This is a genomic window from Niveispirillum sp. CC-CTL257 (assembly GCF_059489915.1).
On record NZ_JCAJXE010000001.1, the window covers coordinates 895279 to 915710 of the forward strand.

Consider the following 20432-nt stretch of genomic DNA (forward strand, 5'->3'; position numbering starts at 1 on the left):
TTTCGATGCCTCTGGTGTTTCCACTCTGCCAACCACGACAGGAAGGATCCCCATCATGGCCATCAGTGATGTCGCACGCAGCGAGACCAATACCTGCATCAGCGCCGGCAAGGTGAACGGCACCGACGTCTATGGCGTCAATGGCGACAAGATCGGCCATGTCGAGGACGTGATGCTGAACAAGCGCACGGGCAATGTCGCCTATGCCATCATGGCGTTCGGCGGTTTCCTCGGCATTGGCGAGCGTTACCACCCGCTGCCCTGGTCAGTTCTGAAATATGATCCGGATATGGGCGGCTATGTGGTGCCGCTGGACCGGGCGCGGCTGGAAAGCGCCCCCTCCTATTCGGAACAGGAACTGGGGGCCGATGACCGCACCTGGCGGGAACCGGTTTCCACCTATTACAACGTCCCGCCCTATTGGATGTAATCACCATCCCCATCGGGAGGAAAAGACATGCCCAGCCAGACCCAATATCCAACCACGCCCAAACAGCCGCGCCAGCCCACCGAACGGGAGCTGGACCGCGATCTGGATAATAGCTTTCCGGCCAGCGACCCGGTCGCATCGGAACAGCGCGTGACGGCCAAGCCGCCCCCGCGCACCGATGGCACCGGACAGGATCAGGGCATCCTGCCCACGCCGACTGATGAACAGAAGGCGCAGGCCGAGAAAAACCGGCGCCATCTGGAGGCGGATCAGGAACGGCGTCACTGACCCCGTCTCGATCCTCCCTTTTTGCCCCCCGTTCAACTGGGTCCCCCAATGACCAACCCCCGGCGGAATTGCTTCCGCCGGGGGTTTTCTTTGTCATTTGGCTTTGGCAGAGCGGCTTTCCTTTCCCGGAAAGCTGCTCCGGCGGCGACCGCCGCCGCGCGGCACGTGCCGCGTGAAGCCAAGCGGCGGATGCCGCGCCGGCGCATGAGGACAATGCAAGCCTAAATGATGTTCCGGTTACCGGAACATCATTTAAAACTTCGTGCTGACCTGCGCGCCGAAGGTGCGGGGCTTGGCGACCTGATAGGCCACGCGGGCGCGGAAGCCGCGTTCGCGGTCCAGCGACAGCTTGGCATTCTCGTCAAACAGGTTGTTGACGTAGCCGGCCATCTCCCAGTCGTCTTTCTTCACGCCGAAACGCAGATTGACGCTGCTATAGGAAGGCAGCTTCGGATCGAAGCTGTAGGATGTGCCCGGCTGGCTGCCGATCGGAATGCGGGTGAAGGTGCCGACGGCTGCGGAATCCTGGTCCACCGCCTGGGTGAAGCGCGAACCGATATGCTGGAACGTCGCGATGGCGAAGCCCATCAGATCGTTGCCGATATCGTCTTCCCACTTGGTCTGCGCGCTGAACTGATAGCGCGGGACGGTGGGCAGGCGGTTGCCCTTCTTGATGCCGCCCACGACGCTGGCGGCACCGGCGGCCCCCTGCGACGTCACGGTTTCGGTGAATTCGCTGTCGTTGAACGAACCGGACAGCGACAGGTTGAACGCGTCGGTCAGCTGATAGCTGAATTCCGCCTCTGTACCCCGCGTGCGGGCATCGGCGTTGAAGACGATGCGCGAGGAGCAGGTGCCGGCATCCAGCGTAACCTGGAGGTTGGAAATGTCGGTGTAGTAGCCGGCAATGTTCAGCGAGCCGCGGCCACCGCCAAAGCTCACCTTCGCGCCCATTTCATAGTTCCAGACGCCTTCATTCCCGAAATTGTTGCGCCCGCCAAAGGTGGTGCGGTCGGTAGCGGAACAGAGCGGCAGGTTGAGCGGATCGTTGATGCCGCCCAGACGGAAGCCCTTCGACACCTGCGCATTGACCGTCACGTCTTCCGTGGCGTCATAGGACAGGATGGCGCGCGGGGAGAAGCCGTCGCTGCTGGTCTCGCCCTTCACACCCTGGGCGCGGTCGGCGAAGATGCCGTCGAAATTCAGGGTGCGCTTTTCCTTGAAGTCGAAATAGCGCAGGCCCAGCGTGGCCGACAGCTGTTCGGTCAGGTCATAGGAACCTTCACCGAACAGGGCGACCTGCTTGAAATCATACGGGATACGGGACCAATACAACTCGTCCAGGCCGTTCTGCGCGTTCGGTCCGTTGCTGTCGATGCCGGTGATCGCCTCGAACCCGTCCACATTCAGGGTCTGGGCATATTTGCGGTCGATCTTGGAATAGAAAGCGCCGGCCACCCACTGGAACGGACCATCGCCGTTAGAGGCGAGGCGGGCTTCCTGCGTGAACACCTTCACCTTGGTCTCATCCGACAGCGGCGTGTCCAGGGTATAGACCTGACGCGACAGGCCGGTCGGCGACAGCACGCCCGGCTGGCCCGTGATCGAACCCGTCAGCTGCGAGGCGTCGCGATAGACCAGCAGGTCGCGGTCGGTAATGGACGTGACGGAAGTGGCCGTGACAGCGCCCAGGTCGGCCTCGACCGTCAGGTCGGCCAGCATGAACTTGTCTTTGAACTGCTCCTCCAGCTGCGTGAACTGCTGGCGTTTGTCGAACTGGAACAGGCGGTTGCCGGTGGTCACCAACTCATTGGCCAGGATGTTGAAGTCGTCTTCACGGTTGAAGCCATCGGCCTCGATCTCCTGATAGACGACGCGCGGGGTGATGGTGACATTCTCGGTCGGCTGCCAGCCCAGCGACAGGCGCAGGCCCGTGCGGAAGCCGTCATTAACGTCCTTCTTCACGCTGCGATTGGGCTGGACCGCATCGATGAAGCCGGCATAGCGGGTGCCATAGCCGACGGCGCGCAGGGCCAGCGTGTCGCTGACCGGCACATTGATCATGGCCTTGGCGCTGTAGCCGGTGCCGCCCCCATCGATCTGTTCGACCGACAGTTCCGTGGTGCCTTCCTGTGTGCCCTGGGCCGGCTTGTTGGTGATGTAGCGGATAGTGCCCGACAGCGAGCCCGAGCCATACAGCGTGCCCTGCGGCCCACGCAACACTTCGACGCGGCCCAGGTCATACAGGTCCAGATCCGGCGTGAACAGCGACAGCGAGATCACCGATTCGTCCAGATAGACGCCAACCTGTTCTTTCACGCCCGGCTGGTCGCGCACGATCTGGCCCGCGGAGATGCCGCGGATGGCCACCTGGCTCTGCCCCGGACCCAGATTCTGGATCGACAGGCCCACAACGCTGCGCGACACATCCTCAATATTGGTGGCGCCGGCATCCTTCATCGAATCCGCGCTCATGGCGTTGATGGAGAAGGGGACGTCCTTCAGGGTTTCGTCACGCTTCCGGGCGGAGACGATGATTTCCTCCAGCATCGGGCCGGAAGACGGGGCGGGGGCCTGCTGCGCCATGGCGGGCATGGCGATGGCGGCGGCACCGCACAGCAGGACGGACAAGGCAAGCGGGTGGCGACCGGGCGCACTGCGTCCGGTGGTATGGCTGAACATTCTGTAACTCCTCCCACGCGTTCTTCTTATCGGGGCGCAGCTTTGGTGTTGCGCACTTACCGTATCCTGACGCTGTCATAACCTGTTAACGTCGGCAATATGCCTCAAATGCAGGCGCGTGAATAAAAAAGGCCCACGGCATCTGCTGACGCCGTGGGCAAAGGAAAACTGCGCTTTCGTGCTTTTCAGCACGCGTGCTTTTGCGACGAATTCGCCTCAGTCAAGCAGTTCTTCTTCATGCGACCCAAAGAACTCATAGCGAATCCGGTCTACGGGCACCCCAGCGCCCCGCAAACCCTTGATCACGCTGGCCATGAACCCTTTGGGACCACAGACCATGAAGTCGGCATCGCGGGCCTGGGGCAGGGCGGCGACAGCGGCGGGATCGACGCGGCCGGTGGCATCGTGGTCGATACCGATCTGGTCGCCATCTGCCACTTGCTCATAAAAGATGCTGACCGACAGGTTGGCGTGGGTGTGGGCCAGATCGCGCAGGCGCGGGCCAAACGCATGATGGGCACGGTCGCGCACGGCATGGATCAGGTGCAGTGACCGCGTCGATCCGCCGGCCAGCTCCGTCTCCGCGATGGACAACATGGGCGTGATGCCGACCCCGCCCGCCAGCAGGAACAGGGGCTTGGTTCCTTCCGGTGCTGAGAAGCTGCCCGCCGGGGGGGCGACCTCTACCACATCGCCAACCGACAGGTGGCGATGCAGGAAGCTGGACCCCAGGCCATCGGGCAGGCCCGCCTCGGGTGCCGTCTCATGCTTGACCGAGATGCGGTATGACCGGCCATTCGGTGCGCCGGACAGGCTGTAGTGACGCAGCAGCGACCCATGGCCCGGCACATTCAGGCGCAGGGTCAGATATTGACCGGGGCGGAAGGACAGGATGGGGCCGTCATCCTCCGGCTCCAGATACAGGCTGCGGATCACCCGGCTTTCGGTGACGGCATCCGCCACCTTGAACCGGCGCCAGCCATACCAGCCGCCGGGCGCACCGGCGCTGTCACGGTATTTGGCCTGTTCCACGCCCACGAAAATGTCGCGCAGCGCCATCCAGGCCTCGGTCCAGGCATGGATGATGGCAGGCGTGGCGGCGGCACCCAGCACTTCGGCGACCGAGCCCAGCAGGTTGGTGCCGACAATGTCATAATGATAGGGCTGCACATGCAGGCTGACATGGCGTTCCGCGATGCGCTCCACCGCAGGGCCCAGGGCCGCCAGATTGTCGATATTATCGGCATAGGCGGCCACGGCTCCGGCCAATGCCTTGGCCTGGGTGCCATTGCGCTGATGCGTGGGGTCGAAGATGGCCCGGATGGCCGGATCACGCAGCAGCTTGGCATACATGTGCCGGGTGATCGTCTCCCCATGCTGGTGCATGACGGGCGCGGTGGATTTTACGATGGCAATGGTCTGGGCGGAAAGCATCGGATTCTCGCTTTGGGTCAGGTCAGAACGTTAAAGATGCATCTAAAAAGCCTCTTATCCCGCCCGGCCTTGAAAAGCAACATTTTGAATGTATCTTTTGTTTCAGGTGCCGACATGTCAGCCCTCCCGACGCCAGGGCTTGCCCCAGGCCGGGTGCGGGTGGCATGCAGGAGGTTCTGACCAGGGGGATTGGACGATGCGGTTGACCCGCTACACCGATTACGGATTGCGCGTGCTGCTTTATCTGGGGATGAAGCGTGAGGGCCTGTCCACCATCCCCGAGATCGCGGCCCGCTACGCGATTTCCGAAAACCACCTGACCAAGATCGTCAATGAACTGGGCCGGCTGGGCCATGTGCGGACCGTGCGCGGCCGCAATGGCGGTCTGGCGCTGGGCCGTCCGGCGGCGGAGATCAATCTGGGTGCGCTGGTGCGGCAGCTGGAAAGTGACATGGCGCTGGTGGAATGTTTTGAGACAGGAAACACCTGTCCCATCACCAGCGACTGCCGCCTGCAAAAGATTCTTGGCAAGGCCCTGGCCGCCTTCCTGGCGGTTTTGGACGAGGTGACCCTGGCCGATCTGCTGACGCAGCCGGCGGGGATGATGCAGATGTTGAGGTTGGGGGAGGGGGCAGCCGCACCCTGAAACGGCTGATATCCCGATTCCCCGCGTGTCCGGCGGCCTCTATAGCGCCTCGATAGTATAAACTGTGATCGCTCTTGGTTAATGGATCAATCAGCCCGTGTTCCAATGTATGTCTATTGCATGGAACTGTTCATCGATCTGAATAGAATCGCGTTCTCGGGTCACGTATCATCCCTGCCGGGTCTGTGTTCATTGACAGTAAGGTCGCCATGACGGCGTTGCAGTTCCTTTCCTCCATTGGAAAGGAACGGACACCATGGATATGACAGCGGCCATCGCGGCTTTTCTTGCGCACTGCCAGACCGGGCGGAACCTGTCCGCCAATACCGTGCGGGCCTATGGCCAGGATTTGGCGGAGGTGACGCGCTATCTGGCCCTGCCATCCTCCGGCGTGGTGACGACGGTGGCGGGGTTGGGGGCCTATGCGGAATGGCTGGGCAAGGCGCGGGGGCTGGCACCAGCCACGGTAAAGCGGCGTCTGGCCTGTTTGCGGGCGCTGATGGCGTGGGCGGAACGCCGGCGTCTGATCCGCGTCTCCCCCTTCCGCCGCGCCGAAATCCGCATCCGGTTGCCCAAGCGGCTACCGCGCTGCCTGACGGCGCCAGAGCTGCGCAGCCTGCTGCGGGCTGCCGACACGGCCAAGCCCGTTCTTAACCTTGCGGTGAAGCTGATGTTCACCACCGGCTGCCGCGTGGGGGAACTGGTGGCACTGCGTCAGGATGATGTGGACCTGGAGGCCCGGACCCTGCGGGTGCGCGGCAAGGGCGACCGGGAACGACAGGTCTTCCTGACTGCCGACAGTGTGGTGGCGGACCTGGGGCAACTGCTGCGCCAGCGCCGCATGCAGGGGGCCGCCGGCCCCGATCCGTTGCTGGCCGGTCTGGATGGTCAGGCGCTGACCACCGACTGGGTCCGCCGCCATCTGCGCCGTCTGGCCCAATCCGCCGGCCTGACCCGCCGCATCACCCCCCACATGCTCCGCCATTCCGCCGCCACCAGCCTGCTGGAAGCCGGCGTCGACATCCGCTTCGTCCAACGCCTCCTGGGCCACCGCTCCATCGCTACGACCGAGATCTACACCCATGTCAGCGACGAGCGCCTGAAAAAGGTCGTGCTGGCCGCCGATACGCTGGGGAGGGTGGGGTGATAACTGGGAATTATCAAAATGCCATCTCCACTATTTAGAAACTCCGATAAATTTTACTCTGCACTTGTAATATACACCCCCACTCTTGCGGGGATATTTGCACTAATTGTTACAACGTACCTAAAATTGGTGGATTTGGCCATAGCATCAGCCACTTTAACTTGCGTACTATCCGTGCTCTCGCTGACAATTATTACCCAAAAAAGCCTAAGAACAGCCCTTCAATATGCGGATGAAACACAGTGGAGCGTAAAAAAACATCTTCATGCGACACCTATTGGCTCACCGGAGAAAGCGTTAGAGTATGTAACCGCTAGACTCCCGGTGCTTAAGGAAGTTAAAAATACTTCATTCAATATGGAAAACATTGAAGTGATAGATCTTAAGCTATACACAAAGAAGGCTTACGAAGCTTTCTGTGAAGGAATTTCCGAATATTCTGCTAAAGAGATGGTGTGGCAGGATATTGGAGATAAGCATTCTGTGGAAAGATTCAGAAAGATAAGATTAAGCGCAATAAAGCTTGCATGTAATGGACCTGCCAGATACTCGTACCGTTTGTTGAACGAATCTTGCCCACATATGAATTTTATAATTATATACTATAAGGACGGTGCCATAGACTCCAATTCTGGAGATGAAAAATACGCTGAAGTTTTGTTCAATTGGGACTATCGCAGCAATGAAAGGGATCCTGTAGTTTACATGTCTACGGACAAAGAACTCATCAGCATGTATTCTATACATTTTAGCAACATGATGAATGTTGCGAGCAAAGACTCAGATACTATATAAAGCCATTCAAATCTCAATATCTGATAGAAAACCCACTAGATCCACGCCAAGAAAATAGGATTTTTTTACACCATCGGCATTCAAATAGGTATCGGTAATATGCGATATTATTTCCGCTGCCTTATCACTTGATACTGAAGTTTCCCACTCTAGTGTCCGAGCAATATATTCCCTAACCGCCTCTTCATATGGAGAGAATTTTTTGTAAACTTCAAAATCAAATTTTTTGAACTTGAAATTTGAATCCACTAGTATGGAGAAAACGTTGTCCATATCATAATGCCTAAATTGACTTGATAAAATTACAGAAGATTGAATTGAGTTATCGATAAACAATCTATCCGACTGGCTCTTGGGGCCGAATCTCAGCAAGCCTCCATCGTACTGGCGGACAACAAATATACAATTTTTGCTTCTCTCTCTAATTCTATCTATAAAATAGGAAACATTTGAAATATATGGGAAAATATTAAACGCCAAATACATGTCAGCTTCTGGCACTTCATCAATATCGGATTCAACATTGAGAGCATTGAATTTAATTCTATCTCTTTCTCCAATTATGCTGTTTTTAGCCAAAAATATGGAATTCTCGTCACTATCGAGGCCGATAAGCTCACAGTCACTGTTCAGGAATTTAGATATAGTTTTTATCCACAACCCAGGACCACAACCCAAGTCGACAATTTTCTTTGGGGACATGCTTGCGATTTTTTTAGCGAATTCTTCTCTTTCTTTTAGCTTGGCTTGATGGTGAATCTCCAGCCATTCATTGGAACTCAACGGGTGGCCTGATAAATTCCTCCAAGTTGACATGATAATTCCCAGTTATATGAAGTGGCGCACTTAAATTATTTTCATTCCAATGAAATTTCAACCTATTAAATGCATAGAAAAGCCCCGACCGCGCTTTCTGCGGTCGGGGCTGCTCTTGTGCAAACCTATGAGTGCCAGCGCTTACTTCGCGCGCGCGGCCTGCAGGTTCTCGTCCAGTTTGGCCAGGAAGTCCTGGGTGGTCAGCCACTTCTGCTCAGGCCCGATCAGCATGGCCAGGTCCTTGGTCATGAAGCCGCTTTCGACCGTGTCCACGCAGACGCGTTCCAGGGTCTTGGCGAAGTCCACCACGTCCGGCGTCTCGTCGAACTTGCCGCGATAGGTCAGGCCCTGGGTCCAGGCGAAGATGCTGGCGATCGGGTTGGTGGAGGTGGGCTTGCCCTTCTGATGCTCACGATAGTGGCGGGTCACGGTGCCGTGGGCGGCTTCCGCTTCCACCGTCTTGCCATCGGGGGTCATCAGGACGGACGTCATCAGGCCCAGCGAACCGAAGCCCTGCGCCACCAGATCGGACTGCACGTCGCCGTCATAGTTCTTGGCGGCCCACAGGAAGTTGCCCGACCACTTGAGGGCCGAGGCCACCATGTCGTCGATCAGGCGGTGTTCATAGGTGATGCCCGCCGCCTTGAACTTGTCGGCAAACTCCGCCTCGAACACTTCCTGGAACAGGTCCTTGAAGCGGCCATCATAGGCCTTCAGGATCGTGTTCTTGGTGGACAGGTACACCGGATAGCCGCGCAGCAGGCCATAGTTCATGCATGCGCGCGCGAAGCCACGGATCGATTCGTCCACGTTGTACATGCCCATGGCAACGCCCGGCCCGTCGAAATCGAACACGGTATGGCGGATGTTGCTGGTGCCGTCGGCGCTGGTGAAGGTGATGGACAGGCGACCGGCACCGGGGATGATGAAGTCCGTGGCCTTGTACTGGTCACCAAAGGCATGACGGCCGATGACGATGGGCTGGGTCCAGCCCGGCACCAGGCGCGGCACGTTCTTGCAGATGATCGGCTCACGGAACACGGTGCCGCCCAGGATGTTGCGGATCGTGCCGTTGGGCGACTTCCACATCTGCTTCAGCTTGAATTCCTTCACCCGGTCTTCGTCCGGGGTGATGGTGGCGCACTTCACGCCCACGCCGTAATGCTTGATGGCTTCGGCGGACTCGATGGTGACCTTGTCGTCCGTGGCGTCACGGTGCTCGACACCCAGATCGTAATATTTCAGGTCCACATCCAGATACGGAAGGATCAGGCGGTCCTTGATGAACTGCCAGATCACGCGGGTCATTTCGTCGCCGTCGAGTTCCACGATCGGATTGACGACTTTGATCTTCGACATGGGGGCGCTCTCCCAGGGGTGAAAGGTACCGGCGGCGATCCAGCGTCCGGCCCGGCGGTGTCAATAAAGCCCATTCACGACAGGGTCGCAACCGGGCCTGCTCGGGTAATTTTCGTTCGGAATGCGGGGCTGGCCTGCGACAAAGGCAAAGCCCGCACCCTCACATGCGATCAGTTTGAACCTTATGCGCCGCCTCCTTCAGGCGGGCAAGCAGATCGACGGCTTCTTCCACACTGTCCACCACGTGGTACAGCCGGTCCTCAGCCCCGGGCAGGTTCGGCTTGCGCATGAAGCCCGTCTCGGTCATGTGCTCCATCAGCGCCACCAGCGGGTTCCAGAAACCGTCAGTATTGATAATGACCACCGGCTTGCCATGCAGGCGCAACTGCCGCCAGGTGATGATCTCGAACATCTCGTCCAGGGTGCCGATGCCGCCGGGCAGGATGATGAAGGCGTCCGACCGCTCCACCATCATCTGCTTGCGGATATGCATGCTCTCGACAACGATCAGTTCGGTCAGGCCGGTATGGTCCACCTCGTACCGCTTGATATGGTCGGGGATGATGCCCACGACCTTGGTCCCACCCTTCAGGCCGGCATCGGCGACGATGCCCATCAGGCCGACGCGACCGCCGCCATAGACGATGTCGTAACCGTTGGCGGCCAGCAGCGCGCCGGTGCGGTGCGCCGCTTCCTTATAGCTGTCGGCGACGAAGTCGGAGGAACCGCAATAAACACAGACCGATTTGATGGACGACATGGGTAAAGACTTTCCTGACCTGACCGGGCGGCACCCCTGTGGTGCTGCTTGCAAACGGACCTCGACAACGGGCACTCTGCGCTTCGTGCGAAAGGCGTGCGCTGTCGATCCCTTCGGCCCTACACCATCTGTTGACGGGACACAAGCGCACCCCATCTCCAAAGGTGACGTCCCTGACCGGACGGCGCCCCTTGTCACCCCCCGGCCCGGGCCGTCTCTGGCGCCCCTGGCGATCTGATGGAGGATTTCGAGTGATGAAGCATCGTTTCGGCGCGCTTGCCGCCGGTATCATCGCTGCGACCAGCCTGACCGGCTTCATTGTCACCGCCCAGGCCCAGGACCCGACGGCGGTGATCGACGCCCGTAAGGCGGAGTTGAAGAAGGCCGGCGGTGCCACTAAGGCTATCGGCGCTTTCCTGAAGGATGGCACCGGCACCGTGGCCGATGTGCAGGCCGCCGCTGCCACTATTGATGCAGCGGCCAAGGCATTCCCCAACTGGTGGCCGGCCGGCACTGCTGTGGGCGTCGCCAAGAGCGAGGCGAAGCCCGAAATCTGGACCAAGATGGACGATTTCAAGGCCAAGACCGTGGCGTTCCAGACGGAGTCCGCCGCCCTGGTGAAGGCCGCCGCCAGCGGGGACAAGGCCGCCATCGGCGCGCAGTTTGGTAAGACGGTCGGTACCTGCAAATCCTGTCACGAGGCGTACCGCGCCGACTGATCGGTTCCTGTCCGGTCCGTCCCCCGTTCATGATTGAATGGGGGATGGTTCCCACAATGCCGGCGGAGATCGGCCCATGCGCAAGATTTTGGTCTGGGACCTGCCCACGCGGCTGTTCCACTGGCTGCTGGTGCTGTGCATTGCCGGCGCCTGGATCACGGGCGAGCGTGAGGCCTATGATTGGCACATGTGCTTCGGCTATGCCGTTCTGGCCCTAGTGCTGTTCCGCCTGATCTGGGGTTTGGTGGGTAGTGAGACGGCGCGTTTCGCCCATTTCGTGCGCGGCCCCGCTGCCATCCGCCATCATATTGATGAGTTGCGCCAGCCGGGCCGGCTGGCCCCGCATGCCGGGCATAATGCGCTGGGTGCGCTGGCGGTTCTGGGCCTGCTGCTGCTGGTGACGGTCCAGGCGGGATCGGGCCTGTTCACCAGTGACGGCGTGTTGACCGACGGGCCGCTGGTGGACCATGTCAGCGGGTCCTTCGCGGCGCTGGCGCGTAGTATCCATCTGAACAATTTCGACATCTTGCTGGTCCTGGTCGGCGTGCATGTCGCGGCCATCCTGGCTTATGCGCTGTTCAAGCGGCTGGATCTGGTGCGGCCCATGGTGACGGGGCGGGCGGCACTGCCGGGGAACATTCCGGCCCCCCGGATCGTTTCCCTTGTCCGCGCCATCCTTGTCGCGGCAATATCGGCGTCCGCCATCTGGGCGCTGGTCAGCTACGCCTGACCCGTCCCGCCGGTGCCGCATCCGTTCCCGTTCCGGGGCCTTACGAAAGGTTTTTTGCCTGTGAACCGCAAGCTCCTGATCCCCGTCGCCGTCCTGGCCGTCGCCATCGTGGGCATCGCCGCATGGCAGCTTCAGGCACCGGGGACGGGCGGTTCGTCCAAGCCCTCGGCCCAGGCCCCGGCGGCGAAGAAGGCCAGCCTGCCGGCCTTTGACGTGGTGCGGGTGGAACCGACCGGCACCGCCGTCATCGCGGGCCGCGCGGTACCGGGGACCAAGGTGAACATTCTGGACGGGGACAAGCTGCTGGGCAGCGTTACCGCCGATGCGCGCGGTGAATGGGTGTTCCTGCCGCCCGACGCACTGCCGCCCGGTGCCCGCGAACTGCGCCTGGAACAGGTGGCCGGCGACGGTACCGTGACCAAGGGCGAGGCAACGGTGGTCCTGGCCGTGCCGGAACGCGACCGCGATCTGGCGGGCCGCAAGGGCGACGGCGACGCCCTGGCCGTGCTGTCCGGCAAGGACGGCAGCCGCGTGCTTCAGGCCCCGCGCAGTCTGTCCCAGGGCGGCGCACCGCGCCCGGCGGGGGAGGTGACCATCGACACGGTCGATTATGACCGCGGCGGCAAGGTCAGCGTGGGTGGTCAGGCCAAGCCCGGCACAGAGGTGATGCTCTACCTCCAGAACTCCCTGGTCGGCCGCGCCAAGGTGGGCGACGATGGCCGCTGGTCCATCACGCCCGACCGCGTGTTCGATGATGGCCAATACAGCCTGCGCATTGATCAGGTCGGCCCCGACAGCAAGGTGATCAGCCGGGCTGAGGTGAATTTCGACAAAAAACCCATCCCCGAACAGGCCCTGGCCGGTCGCGCGGTCGTGGTGGTGCCCGGTAACAATCTCTGGGCCATCGCGCGCCGTTCCTATGGCGAGGGTATTCGCTACACGGTGATTTTTGAGGCCAACCAGGGCCAGATCCGCGACCCCGACCTGATCTATCCGGGTCAGATTTTCCTGGTGCCGGACGGGAAGTGATCGCGGGCAGGGGGGCGCTTTGCACACCACCAACTATGCCAACACCCTGATCACCGTCGCCGCCGATTGCCCTGTCGCGGTCGGCACCCCGCCGGCCAAGCCGGGCACCGTGGCAGAGCGGCAGTACGCCCTGCTGCGCGACGCGCCCTATACAATGACGTCAGACGAACTGCTGCTGGCCGTGGAGTGTGACCGCAAGGGGGCAGTGACGGCGGAACGCTTCTTCGCAAAGCCGCAGGCCTGTCTGCGCGCCTCACCACTCGTCAAGAAACAGGGCTATGGCCTGCACCATGACGCGGTGGGCCGTGTGGCTCTGGTGGCGATGGAAAGCCCAGACTATGAGCGGTTGCTGGCCGACACGGCGACCGTGAAGCGGCCCGGGATGCGGAGTGCGCGGGGGTAGGGGGGGTAGGTTGGGGTTGGGCCAGAAAGCCACCATCACAAGCCGCGATTGTCGCAGCAATCCGCCGTGTGTTCCCCGTTTTGTGGGACCTCTCTGAACAAGTTGAGAGCGAATTGTCGGACTGCGCGGTCTTCGTCGGCGAGCAGGTTTTCCATGAGGGGTTCGATGGCCTCTGGCATGAGGCGGAGGAGGGCGAGGAGCTGGTTGCGCAGGGTGGCTTCTGCGTGGTCTGGCTGTCGCAGCAGGGCTTGGATGGCGGTCTGTGTTGGGTTGACGATGAGGGTGAGGATGACGGCGTGTCGCACGGCCCGGTGCGTTTCGCCCGGCAGGCGGCTGCACAGGGCGCGGGCGGTTTCCAGCATGCCTGTGACATCGGGGGCGGGTGGCCCCTCTTCATCGGCTATGGGGATCAGGGCGAGAGGAGAATGCATGCTGACTTCCCTTCGCTGAGCCGGTTCTGGAGAGCCTGCCCCCGCTATGCCGTGCGTTGCTATGCCGTGCGCTGCTGGTCGGTGTCGGTATTTTCGGCCAGGGCGCGGATGGTGCGCAGGAATTCATCGACGGCCTTGGCCAGTTCGCCGGTATTCACCTGGGCGAGGCCTGTGGCGTCGGAGACTTTGCGGGCACGGTTGCCGGTGGTGCCGACGGCGCCGCCGACATCCTCGATCTCGACCGACATGGTGCGGGTGGACTGGGAGGCTTCCTGCATGTTGCGGGAAATCTCCTGGGTGACGGCGTTCTGCTGTTCGATGGCGCCGGCGATGGCGACCACCGTGTCGCTGACCGTGTCGACCAGACTGGTGACGGTTTTCAGGTCGCTGACCGCCTCGTCCACGGCGGCGCGGACATTATGGACCTGACCCGAGACTTCATCGGTGGCGGCGGCGGTCTGCTGGGCCAGGCCCTTCACCTCGGCGGCGACGACGGCAAAGCCGCGTCCGGCGGCACCGGCGCGGGCGGCCTCGATGGTGGCGTTCAGGGCCAGCAGGTTGGTCTGGCGGGCAATTTCATTGATCAGGACCACGACCTCGCCGATGCGGTCGGCAGCGCGCTGCAAGGTGCCGATATTCTCATTGGCCTGCCTTGTGCGCTGGACGGCGTCGCGCACCAGTTGCGATGAGTAATCGGCATTGCGGCCGATCTCCGAGATGGAGGAGGAGAGTTCCTCTGATGCGACCGAGACGGCCTCGACATTGCCGGCGGCATTGGTGGCGGCGCTGCGGACGCGGTCGGACTGGCTGGCGGCACGGGTCGCCAGATCGGCCATGCCGTCGGCCTCTGTGCGCATGGACCCGACGGCGTCGGAGACCAGCCGCAGATTGGCCATGACCTTGCTTTCAAAGCTGGAGGCCAGATCGGAGAGCAGGGTGCGGCGCTCCTGCTCGGCCTTCTCGCGCTGCTGGCGCTGCGTTTCGTCCAGCTGACGCATGCGCAGGGCATTGTCGCGGAACACATGCAGGGAGGCGACGACCTGGCCCAGCTCATCCTGGCGTTCCTGCGCCTCCAGATCGACATCCAGGGTGCCGCCGGCCAGCTTGCCTGTGGCCTGGGCGATATCCAGGACGGAACGGCGCAGGGCCATACTGGCGGCGATGGACAGGCCCAGAAGGCCGGCACCCAGCAGGATGGCGGTCCAGATGAACAGGCGCGCATCATCCTGGGCACCCTGGACGGCGCTGGTGACCTCGCGGCTGCTACTGGCCACCTCGGCGGCGACCATGGCGCTCAGCTCCTCTGCCACGGCCTGATAGGTGGCCTGGAACGGCTCCACAAAGGAGACGGCACTCTGGAAATCCACGTCCAGCATGCTGGAGACCCAGACGACGGCACCGTTGAACTCCACCAGCCGCGCCTCGATGGCTTTCAGTTTGGCAGCTGTCTCGGTGCCCTCCAGCTCGGCGGCCAGCGTGTTGACGTCCTTGATCAGGGCCGTCAGCTTGGCCGCGACAGGGTCCAGTGTCAGCTTGCTGTTGCCCGTCGATTTGGCGGTCAGCACGGTATAGAGATCGCCATTCACATCGCGGATCTGTCCCACCATGGCGGCGATCCGGGCCGTCCGGGCCACGGCCCGGTCCAGGCCGGGCACCGTCTGTCCCGCCAATTGGTTGATGGTGCCATTGGCCATCAGGAACTGGGTCAGCAGGATCAGCAGCGCCAGGACGGGCACGGCCCCCAGCTTGACCGCCAGGGGCCAGTCACGGAAACGCCGACGCGCAACCATGGCGCGCCGGACATGATCAAGCAGCCGGACCGGACGGGCAAGAAGGTCGGTTGCCAGATGCTGGCGGACGGGCGGGCTGAACATGGGGCCACTCCGGCACAAAGGGTTACGCCGTAACAAGGGGAGGGGTGGGCAAGAGAAAATGGTCCAGGCGCGCGGAGCCGCGTGCGGGGCGGCCCGCCCGTCCGAGGGCGCGGACAGGTCAGGTCTGTCAAAGAAATGCGCGCCTGGACCACCGTCAGGGGGGAACCTGGGAGAGGGCAGAAAAGCTCCCCCCGACGTCGGATGGCACGGGTTAGAACTTGGCCTGGACACCGACCGAATAACGGCTGCCCATACGGATGCCGTTGGTTTCGATGTGGTTGCGGTCCAGCAGGTTCCAGCCTTCGGCCGAAATGGTGAAGGTATCGTTCAGGCGATAGCCGACGCGGGCGCTGACATTCACATAGGAAGGCACGGGCACCAGATAGGTTGTGCTGCCTGCGAAGCCGTTGCGTCCGGAATAGGTGCGGGCGGAAACATCCACATCCCATTTGCCCTGGGTAATGCCCAGAAGGCCGCCGAACTTGTGCTTGGACGTCGTCTTACCATAGAGAAGATTATGGTGCAGGACGGGGGAGCCGCCGATCATCCGGGTCGTCGGATGGTCAGTGACGTCGATATAGGCGTAATCGACCTGCCAGCGCAGGAAGCCTGCGGCCAGGCCCTGTAACTCCAGTTCCAGACCCTTGGCGTTGGATACGCCGGTATTCACGAAGGGGAATACCAGGGGCATGGACGTGAAGTCCTGCGGAACCGCACTGGAGGCGATATTGTTATAGGTATGCTGGTACCAGATGGCCGACCGGAAGCGGCCATTGATGCTTTCCAGCGAGCGATCATACGCCAGTTCATAGGCTTCGATGGTGGTCAGCGGCAGGTTCGGATTGCCCAGGTACAGGACCACGCCGCCATCCGTCTGACAGGCCGCCTCACAGGCGGGTGCTAGCTGTCGGGCATAGCCGATGGTGGCGCGCAGCGTATCCTGCTCCGTCGGCTTCCAGGTCGCGTAGGAATTGAACGACGGTGTGGTGATGTTGCGCTTGTAATCGTCGTTCGTGACATAGGGCTGGGCCGATGGCACGGACAGACCGACGCGCCACTGATCGGTGAAATCGGCGCGCGCGGAATTGGTGAAGGTCAGGGTCGGCGTGGCCGCCCAGTCCCATACGAGGCCGCCTGCGAAGGTCTCCTTATTCACCGAGGAGCCATCCTGACCGAAAATGTCGCCGCCTAGCGTACCACCAACCTTGCTGCGCCGATATTCGGCCGACAGGCGGAACGTATGGTCGGCACCGGCCTTGACCAAGTCCTCGAAGCGCAGGGCATGGACCTTGTTATCCGCCCGCACGGGATATCCCGAGAAATTCGGCGTCCACATCTGCTTGAGATTGTTGGTATAGCCGTTAACGTTGATCAGGCCCCAGTCGCTGTCGACCGTGTAAGAGGCGCGGGCCGCCCAGATCTTGCTTTCTGTATAGACATTATTCCAGGTCGACCAGGCGCTGCCCTGTTTGCCGGCGATGTAGCTGCCTTCGACCCGCAGGTTGGACTTGTCGTCGATCTTCCAAACCAGATCCCCGCCAACGCTACGCCGCGACGCCTCACGGCTGTTTAGCGCGTCGTCAATCGGCTTCTGATAAGGGTTGGGACCCGGCAGTTCCTTGGCAAAGAACTGGTTGGACCGGGAGAAACCGGCGCTGATCCGGGCCGCGACGGTCGGGCCGAGCGCCAGCGTCTTGACCAGGGAATATTCCTGGAACCCGTGATTGCCGAACCGCACGGAAGCGGAATTGACGGGGCTCAACAGGGCATCGCGGGTGATGATATTGATCACGCCCCGGAAGGCGTTGAAGCCGAACAAGGCCGTCGCCGGCCCCTTGACCACTTCGATCTGCTGAATATCGGCCATTTCGATGGGAATGTTGTTCCATTCCACTTCGAACAGCACCTCCCCGAACAGGGGGCGGCCATTGACCATGATCAGGGTCTGGGTGGCGAACGGGCGGGCAAAGCCACGGATGCCCACGGCCTGATAGGCGATATTGACGTTCAGTACATCGACGCCGACAACGCGTTCCAGCAACTGCGGAATGCTGTAGGCGCCTGACCGCTTGATCTCGTCCGCCGTGATGATCTGCATGGTGGACGGCGCATCGGAGACGCGCTGCGGCTTCCCGATGGCCGATGTCGTGACGGGTTCGCCAAACAGTTCGTTCAGGCTGTCATAGTCGAACTGCTTCGCCATGGCGGGCGCGGCGGACAGGGCGGTGCCCAACAGCAGGGCCGCCACGCGACCGGCATGGCGGGTGGATGGGTGCAGATGGCGCTTCATGGCTCAGCGCTCCTTGATCATCATACGGAAGGAAGCGGCCAGGCTGATGCCGGCCGCGTCGGCGTCACTGCGGCTGAGCGTGATCTGCACCTTGGGGTCGCTCTGGATGCTGAGGATGCAGGATTTCGTGTCGATGCATCCGGGATCGGTGGAAATGACTAGGACCTTGCGCCCGCTGGCAGCCTTTACCAGCGGTGCGCCGACATTGGCCATCGGCAGCAGGACCTTAACCGCCGATGACTGGGCGGCGTCCGCTGTCATCAGTTTTGGCACCAGGGTAACGGCGCCGGCGGCGAATCCGGCCCCCATCTGGCTGGCCAATGCCTCCGCGTCCGCCTTGCTGGCCGCGTCATAGACGATGCCCACCTCGACCGAACCATTCATCGGTGGGTCGAGGAAGGTCAGCGCACGACCAATGATCTGCATGTCCTTCGGAGTGACGGCGGCGTCCGCCACCGGGACCGGCACGCTCAAAAGCAATCCCGCAAGTGCAGGCGCTCCCCAGCGGGCAATTCGCCGTACCCCAAGATAAGTTGAATGGTCGCTCAACATCAGCCCTCTCGATGTTTGGATGTCGTTGTGTGAGTAATTAAATAAACACTGGAGTATGTTTATATTTATTGTTTCTAAGGTTTCCGGATTTTTCCGCGTTTTCCTGAAAAATTTCCGTTGATTTAATAAATGTTAATTTAATATATATTCATCAATGATCATTTTTACTTCGTTTCAATGTTTTCACATTTGCCTTCTTAAGGTATTTTTCATATTTGCACCTATCAGTGTTTGTGCATAATCATCGGCGTCAGCGCAGAACCGTCTCTGGTTGCGAAGGGACGCCGCATCGTTGAGGGTAGAATGCGTCTTTACATGACCAGGCTTGCCACCACCTGCCGGGGCATCTTGATGTGGATGGCGGAAAACGGCGTGACGATGGAGCTTGTGCCCGTCGATATCATGACGGGTGCCAATCACGATCCTGGCTACAGGGCCGTCAATCCCAACGCTCAGGTGCCCACCTTGCAGGATGGCGATTTCGTTCTGACGGAAAGCATCGCGATCCTGTTCTATCTGGCGCAGCTTTATGGCACGCCGGATCTGCCGTCAGATCCACGGGCGCGGGCCAGGGTCCATGCCGCCATCGACTGGTGTACCAGCAGCCTCTATCGCGATCTGGGCTATGGTCTGGTTTATCCGCAGGTGTTGCCCCCCTATGCGGTCGGGAATGAAGAGGGGCAGTTGGCGCGGCTGAAATGGTCGGCCGATCGCACGCGCGAAAGGCTCCGTGTGTTGGACAGCCATATGTTGGGCGACGGCCGCCCCTTCATCTGCGGCGAGACCATTACGCTGGCTGACTATATAATATCGACCTATGTCACCCTGGGTGATCTGATCCGGTATGATTTCACGCCCTACCGGAACCTGACGGATTGGCTGAACCGGATCAGGGCACGGGAAAGCTGGGTACGGACAGACGGTGATTTCCGCGCATGGGTCCGCAGCCTGGAGGGGAAAGCCTTCATTCTGCCCTGACGCCGTCCCCAATCAGCACTGATTTACGCAGCCTGACGCCATCCGCGATGAATCGCATCATCGCGCGGACGTCCGGCTGTGTTTTCAGTTCAAGTCGCGTGATCAACCATAATTGCGACGCGAGTTCCGCAATGGGGGAAATGCACCGGGTAAGGGCTGCGTCTGTATCCCCCAGGAAGCAGGGCAGGGCCGTCACCCCCAGCCCCGTCCGCGCGGCGGCCACCAGGGAATAAAGATTGTTCGTCTGGCAGATTTGCGGGGCGTCGGGGGCGTGGTTCCGCATCCAGCGGAACGGGCAACGTTCCCCGAAACTGCCCTGATGCATGATCAACGTATGCTGTGCCAGGTCCGATGGTATCGTGGGAACGCCGTGACGTTGGGCATAATCCAGTCCGCAATAGGTACCCCAGCCGATTTCCATCAGCTTGGACCCATAAAGCAAAGGGTCGCTAGGGCGGGAACCGACGCGCAGGGCGATGTCCGCCTCCCCCTTTGTCAGGTCCAGCCGGCGGTCGGCAATGATGAGTTCATATTTCAGATCGGGACGTTGTCTGGCATATTCGGCCAGGATTGGCATCAGCACCCCTTCGCCCAGGGTAGGACTGGTCGTGATCCTGAATATGCCGGCGCTGTGCCGCCGCATGGCCTCGGCCCGAACCTGGACCTCTTCGACACTGCGCTCCACCTCTTCCGCCGTGGGGACAAGGGCGGCACCCGCCGGGGTCAGGACATAGCCGGTTGACCGCCGCTCAAACAGGCTGATGCCCAGCCGTTCCTCCAGTGCCGCGATGCGACGGGCCGTGGTCGTCTGGTTCACACCGGTTTCGCGGGACGCCGCCAGCGTGCTGCCCGTGCGCGCCACCGCCAGGAACTGCCGAAGGTCATTCCAGTCAAGCATTGAACCACGCCCATGATAAATTTCATGCCATAGTATTCCAAATCAGCGCCGGAAACGCCAGATTTCATGGTATTCACGTTGTCATTCGGGTTTCATGGTGATCGGCCTTTTATAAAATCAGCGGTCTTTGATTGCCGATTGGATAGGCCCGACGGCATCGGGCGAGCAACT

General features: G+C 60.9%; 20 protein-coding genes. 10 read left to right on the forward strand and 10 right to left on the reverse strand.

From position 1 onward, the window contains the following. The first annotated feature begins 55 nt into the window (after positions 1-55). Together ABC729_RS04340 and ABC729_RS04345 are read left to right on the forward strand one after the other, a co-directional pair. A complete protein-coding gene (locus ABC729_RS04340) occupies positions 56-430 on the forward strand; it encodes a PRC-barrel domain-containing protein (RefSeq protein WP_495606420.1) in 375 nt (124 codons plus the stop codon). A 27-nt stretch (positions 431-457) separates the two neighbouring features. Then, a complete protein-coding gene (locus ABC729_RS04345; RefSeq protein ID WP_495606421.1) occupies positions 458-718 on the forward strand; it encodes a hypothetical protein in 261 nt (86 codons plus the stop codon). Between the two features lie 252 nt (positions 719-970). On the opposite strand, the gene ABC729_RS04350 is transcribed toward ABC729_RS04345, so the two are convergent. Both ABC729_RS04350 and hmpA read right to left on the reverse strand, forming a co-directional pair. Next, positions 971-3400, reverse strand: coding sequence for a TonB-dependent receptor (locus tag ABC729_RS04350; RefSeq protein ID WP_495606422.1), 2430 nt, complete (start codon positions 3398-3400; stop codon positions 971-973). Positions 3401-3616: 216 nt separating this feature from the next. Then, positions 3617-4834, reverse strand: a complete 1218-nt coding sequence (gene hmpA / locus ABC729_RS04355) for an NO-inducible flavohemoprotein (protein ID WP_495606423.1) — start codon at positions 4832-4834, stop codon at positions 3617-3619. 196 nt (positions 4835-5030) lie between these two features. Between hmpA and ABC729_RS04360 the strand changes: the two genes are divergently transcribed. The 3 genes from ABC729_RS04360 (at position 5031) to ABC729_RS04370 (ending at position 7422) form a co-directional block, all read left to right on the forward strand. Continuing rightward, on the forward strand, positions 5031-5480 hold the full coding sequence (locus ABC729_RS04360) for an RrF2 family transcriptional regulator (RefSeq protein WP_495606424.1): 450 nt from the start codon (positions 5031-5033) through the stop codon (positions 5478-5480). A 256-nt stretch (positions 5481-5736) separates the two neighbouring features. Further along, positions 5737-6627 carry a tyrosine-type recombinase/integrase gene (locus tag ABC729_RS04365; RefSeq protein WP_495606425.1) on the forward strand — a complete coding sequence of 297 codons (891 nt, stop codon included), beginning with the start codon at positions 5737-5739 and terminating at the stop codon, positions 6625-6627. A gap of 18 nt (positions 6628-6645) precedes the next feature. Beyond that, entirely contained in the window at positions 6646-7422 is a 777-nt protein-coding gene (locus ABC729_RS04370) for a hypothetical protein (protein ID WP_495606426.1), read from the forward strand. A 6-nt stretch (positions 7423-7428) separates the two neighbouring features. Here ABC729_RS04370 and ABC729_RS04375 read toward each other — a convergent pair whose 3' ends face one another. From ABC729_RS04375 to ABC729_RS04385, 3 genes are all read right to left on the reverse strand, one after another. After that, the gene (locus tag ABC729_RS04375; RefSeq protein WP_495606427.1) at positions 7429-8238 is read right to left on the reverse strand and encodes a methyltransferase domain-containing protein; all 810 of its coding nucleotides are present in this window, start codon (positions 8236-8238) and stop codon (positions 7429-7431) included. Positions 8239-8379: 141 nt separating this feature from the next. Then, the gene (locus tag ABC729_RS04380) at positions 8380-9597 is read right to left on the reverse strand and encodes an NADP-dependent isocitrate dehydrogenase (RefSeq protein WP_495606428.1); all 1218 of its coding nucleotides are present in this window, start codon (positions 9595-9597) and stop codon (positions 8380-8382) included. Positions 9598-9757: 160 nt separating this feature from the next. Then, positions 9758-10357 carry an LOG family protein gene (locus tag ABC729_RS04385; RefSeq protein ID WP_495606429.1) on the reverse strand — a complete coding sequence of 200 codons (600 nt, stop codon included), beginning with the start codon at positions 10355-10357 and terminating at the stop codon, positions 9758-9760. Positions 10358-10611: 254 nt separating this feature from the next. Here ABC729_RS04385 and ABC729_RS04390 point away from each other — a divergent pair, with 254 nt between their 5' ends. The 4 genes from ABC729_RS04390 to ABC729_RS04405 all read left to right on the forward strand — a co-directional run bounded on the left by ABC729_RS04390 (position 10612) and on the right by ABC729_RS04405 (position 13238). Beyond that, on the forward strand, positions 10612-11076 hold the full coding sequence (locus ABC729_RS04390) for a c-type cytochrome (RefSeq protein WP_495606430.1): 465 nt from the start codon (positions 10612-10614) through the stop codon (positions 11074-11076). 76 nt (positions 11077-11152) lie between these two features. Beyond that, a complete protein-coding gene (locus ABC729_RS04395) occupies positions 11153-11806 on the forward strand; it encodes a cytochrome b/b6 domain-containing protein (protein ID WP_495606431.1) in 654 nt (217 codons plus the stop codon). 60 nt (positions 11807-11866) lie between these two features. Further along, positions 11867-12835, forward strand: coding sequence for a LysM peptidoglycan-binding domain-containing protein (locus ABC729_RS04400; protein ID WP_495606432.1), 969 nt, complete (start codon positions 11867-11869; stop codon positions 12833-12835). A 19-nt stretch (positions 12836-12854) separates the two neighbouring features. Beyond that, positions 12855-13238: a DUF6157 family protein gene (locus ABC729_RS04405; RefSeq protein WP_495606433.1), complete on the forward strand. Its 384-nt coding sequence runs from the start codon at positions 12855-12857 to the stop codon at positions 13236-13238. A 35-nt stretch (positions 13239-13273) separates the two neighbouring features. Here the strand turns inward: ABC729_RS04405 and ABC729_RS04410 are convergent, their stop codons facing one another. The 4 genes from ABC729_RS04410 to ABC729_RS04425 form a co-directional block, all read right to left on the reverse strand. After that, positions 13274-13669, reverse strand: a complete 396-nt coding sequence (locus ABC729_RS04410; protein WP_495606434.1) for a hypothetical protein — start codon at positions 13667-13669, stop codon at positions 13274-13276. Positions 13670-13728: 59 nt separating this feature from the next. Beyond that, the gene (locus ABC729_RS04415) at positions 13729-15543 is read right to left on the reverse strand and encodes a methyl-accepting chemotaxis protein (RefSeq protein WP_495606435.1); all 1815 of its coding nucleotides are present in this window, start codon (positions 15541-15543) and stop codon (positions 13729-13731) included. Positions 15544-15754: 211 nt separating this feature from the next. Then, positions 15755-17833 carry a TonB-dependent receptor plug domain-containing protein gene (locus tag ABC729_RS04420; RefSeq protein ID WP_495606436.1) on the reverse strand — a complete coding sequence of 693 codons (2079 nt, stop codon included), beginning with the start codon at positions 17831-17833 and terminating at the stop codon, positions 15755-15757. Positions 17834-17836: 3 nt separating this feature from the next. Next, positions 17837-18307, reverse strand: coding sequence for a hypothetical protein (locus ABC729_RS04425; RefSeq protein WP_495606437.1), 471 nt, complete (start codon positions 18305-18307; stop codon positions 17837-17839). A gap of 393 nt (positions 18308-18700) precedes the next feature. Here ABC729_RS04425 and ABC729_RS04430 point away from each other — a divergent pair, with 393 nt between their 5' ends. Beyond that, positions 18701-19363, forward strand: a complete 663-nt coding sequence (locus tag ABC729_RS04430) for a glutathione S-transferase family protein (protein WP_495606438.1) — start codon at positions 18701-18703, stop codon at positions 19361-19363. Here ABC729_RS04430 and ABC729_RS04435 read toward each other — a convergent pair. Further along, positions 19350-20261 (reverse strand): LysR family transcriptional regulator, encoded by a 912-nt coding sequence (locus ABC729_RS04435; protein ID WP_495606439.1) that lies wholly within the window; start codon positions 20259-20261, stop codon positions 19350-19352. The genes ABC729_RS04430 and ABC729_RS04435 overlap by 14 nt on opposite strands. Between the last annotated feature and the right edge of the window lie 171 nt (positions 20262-20432).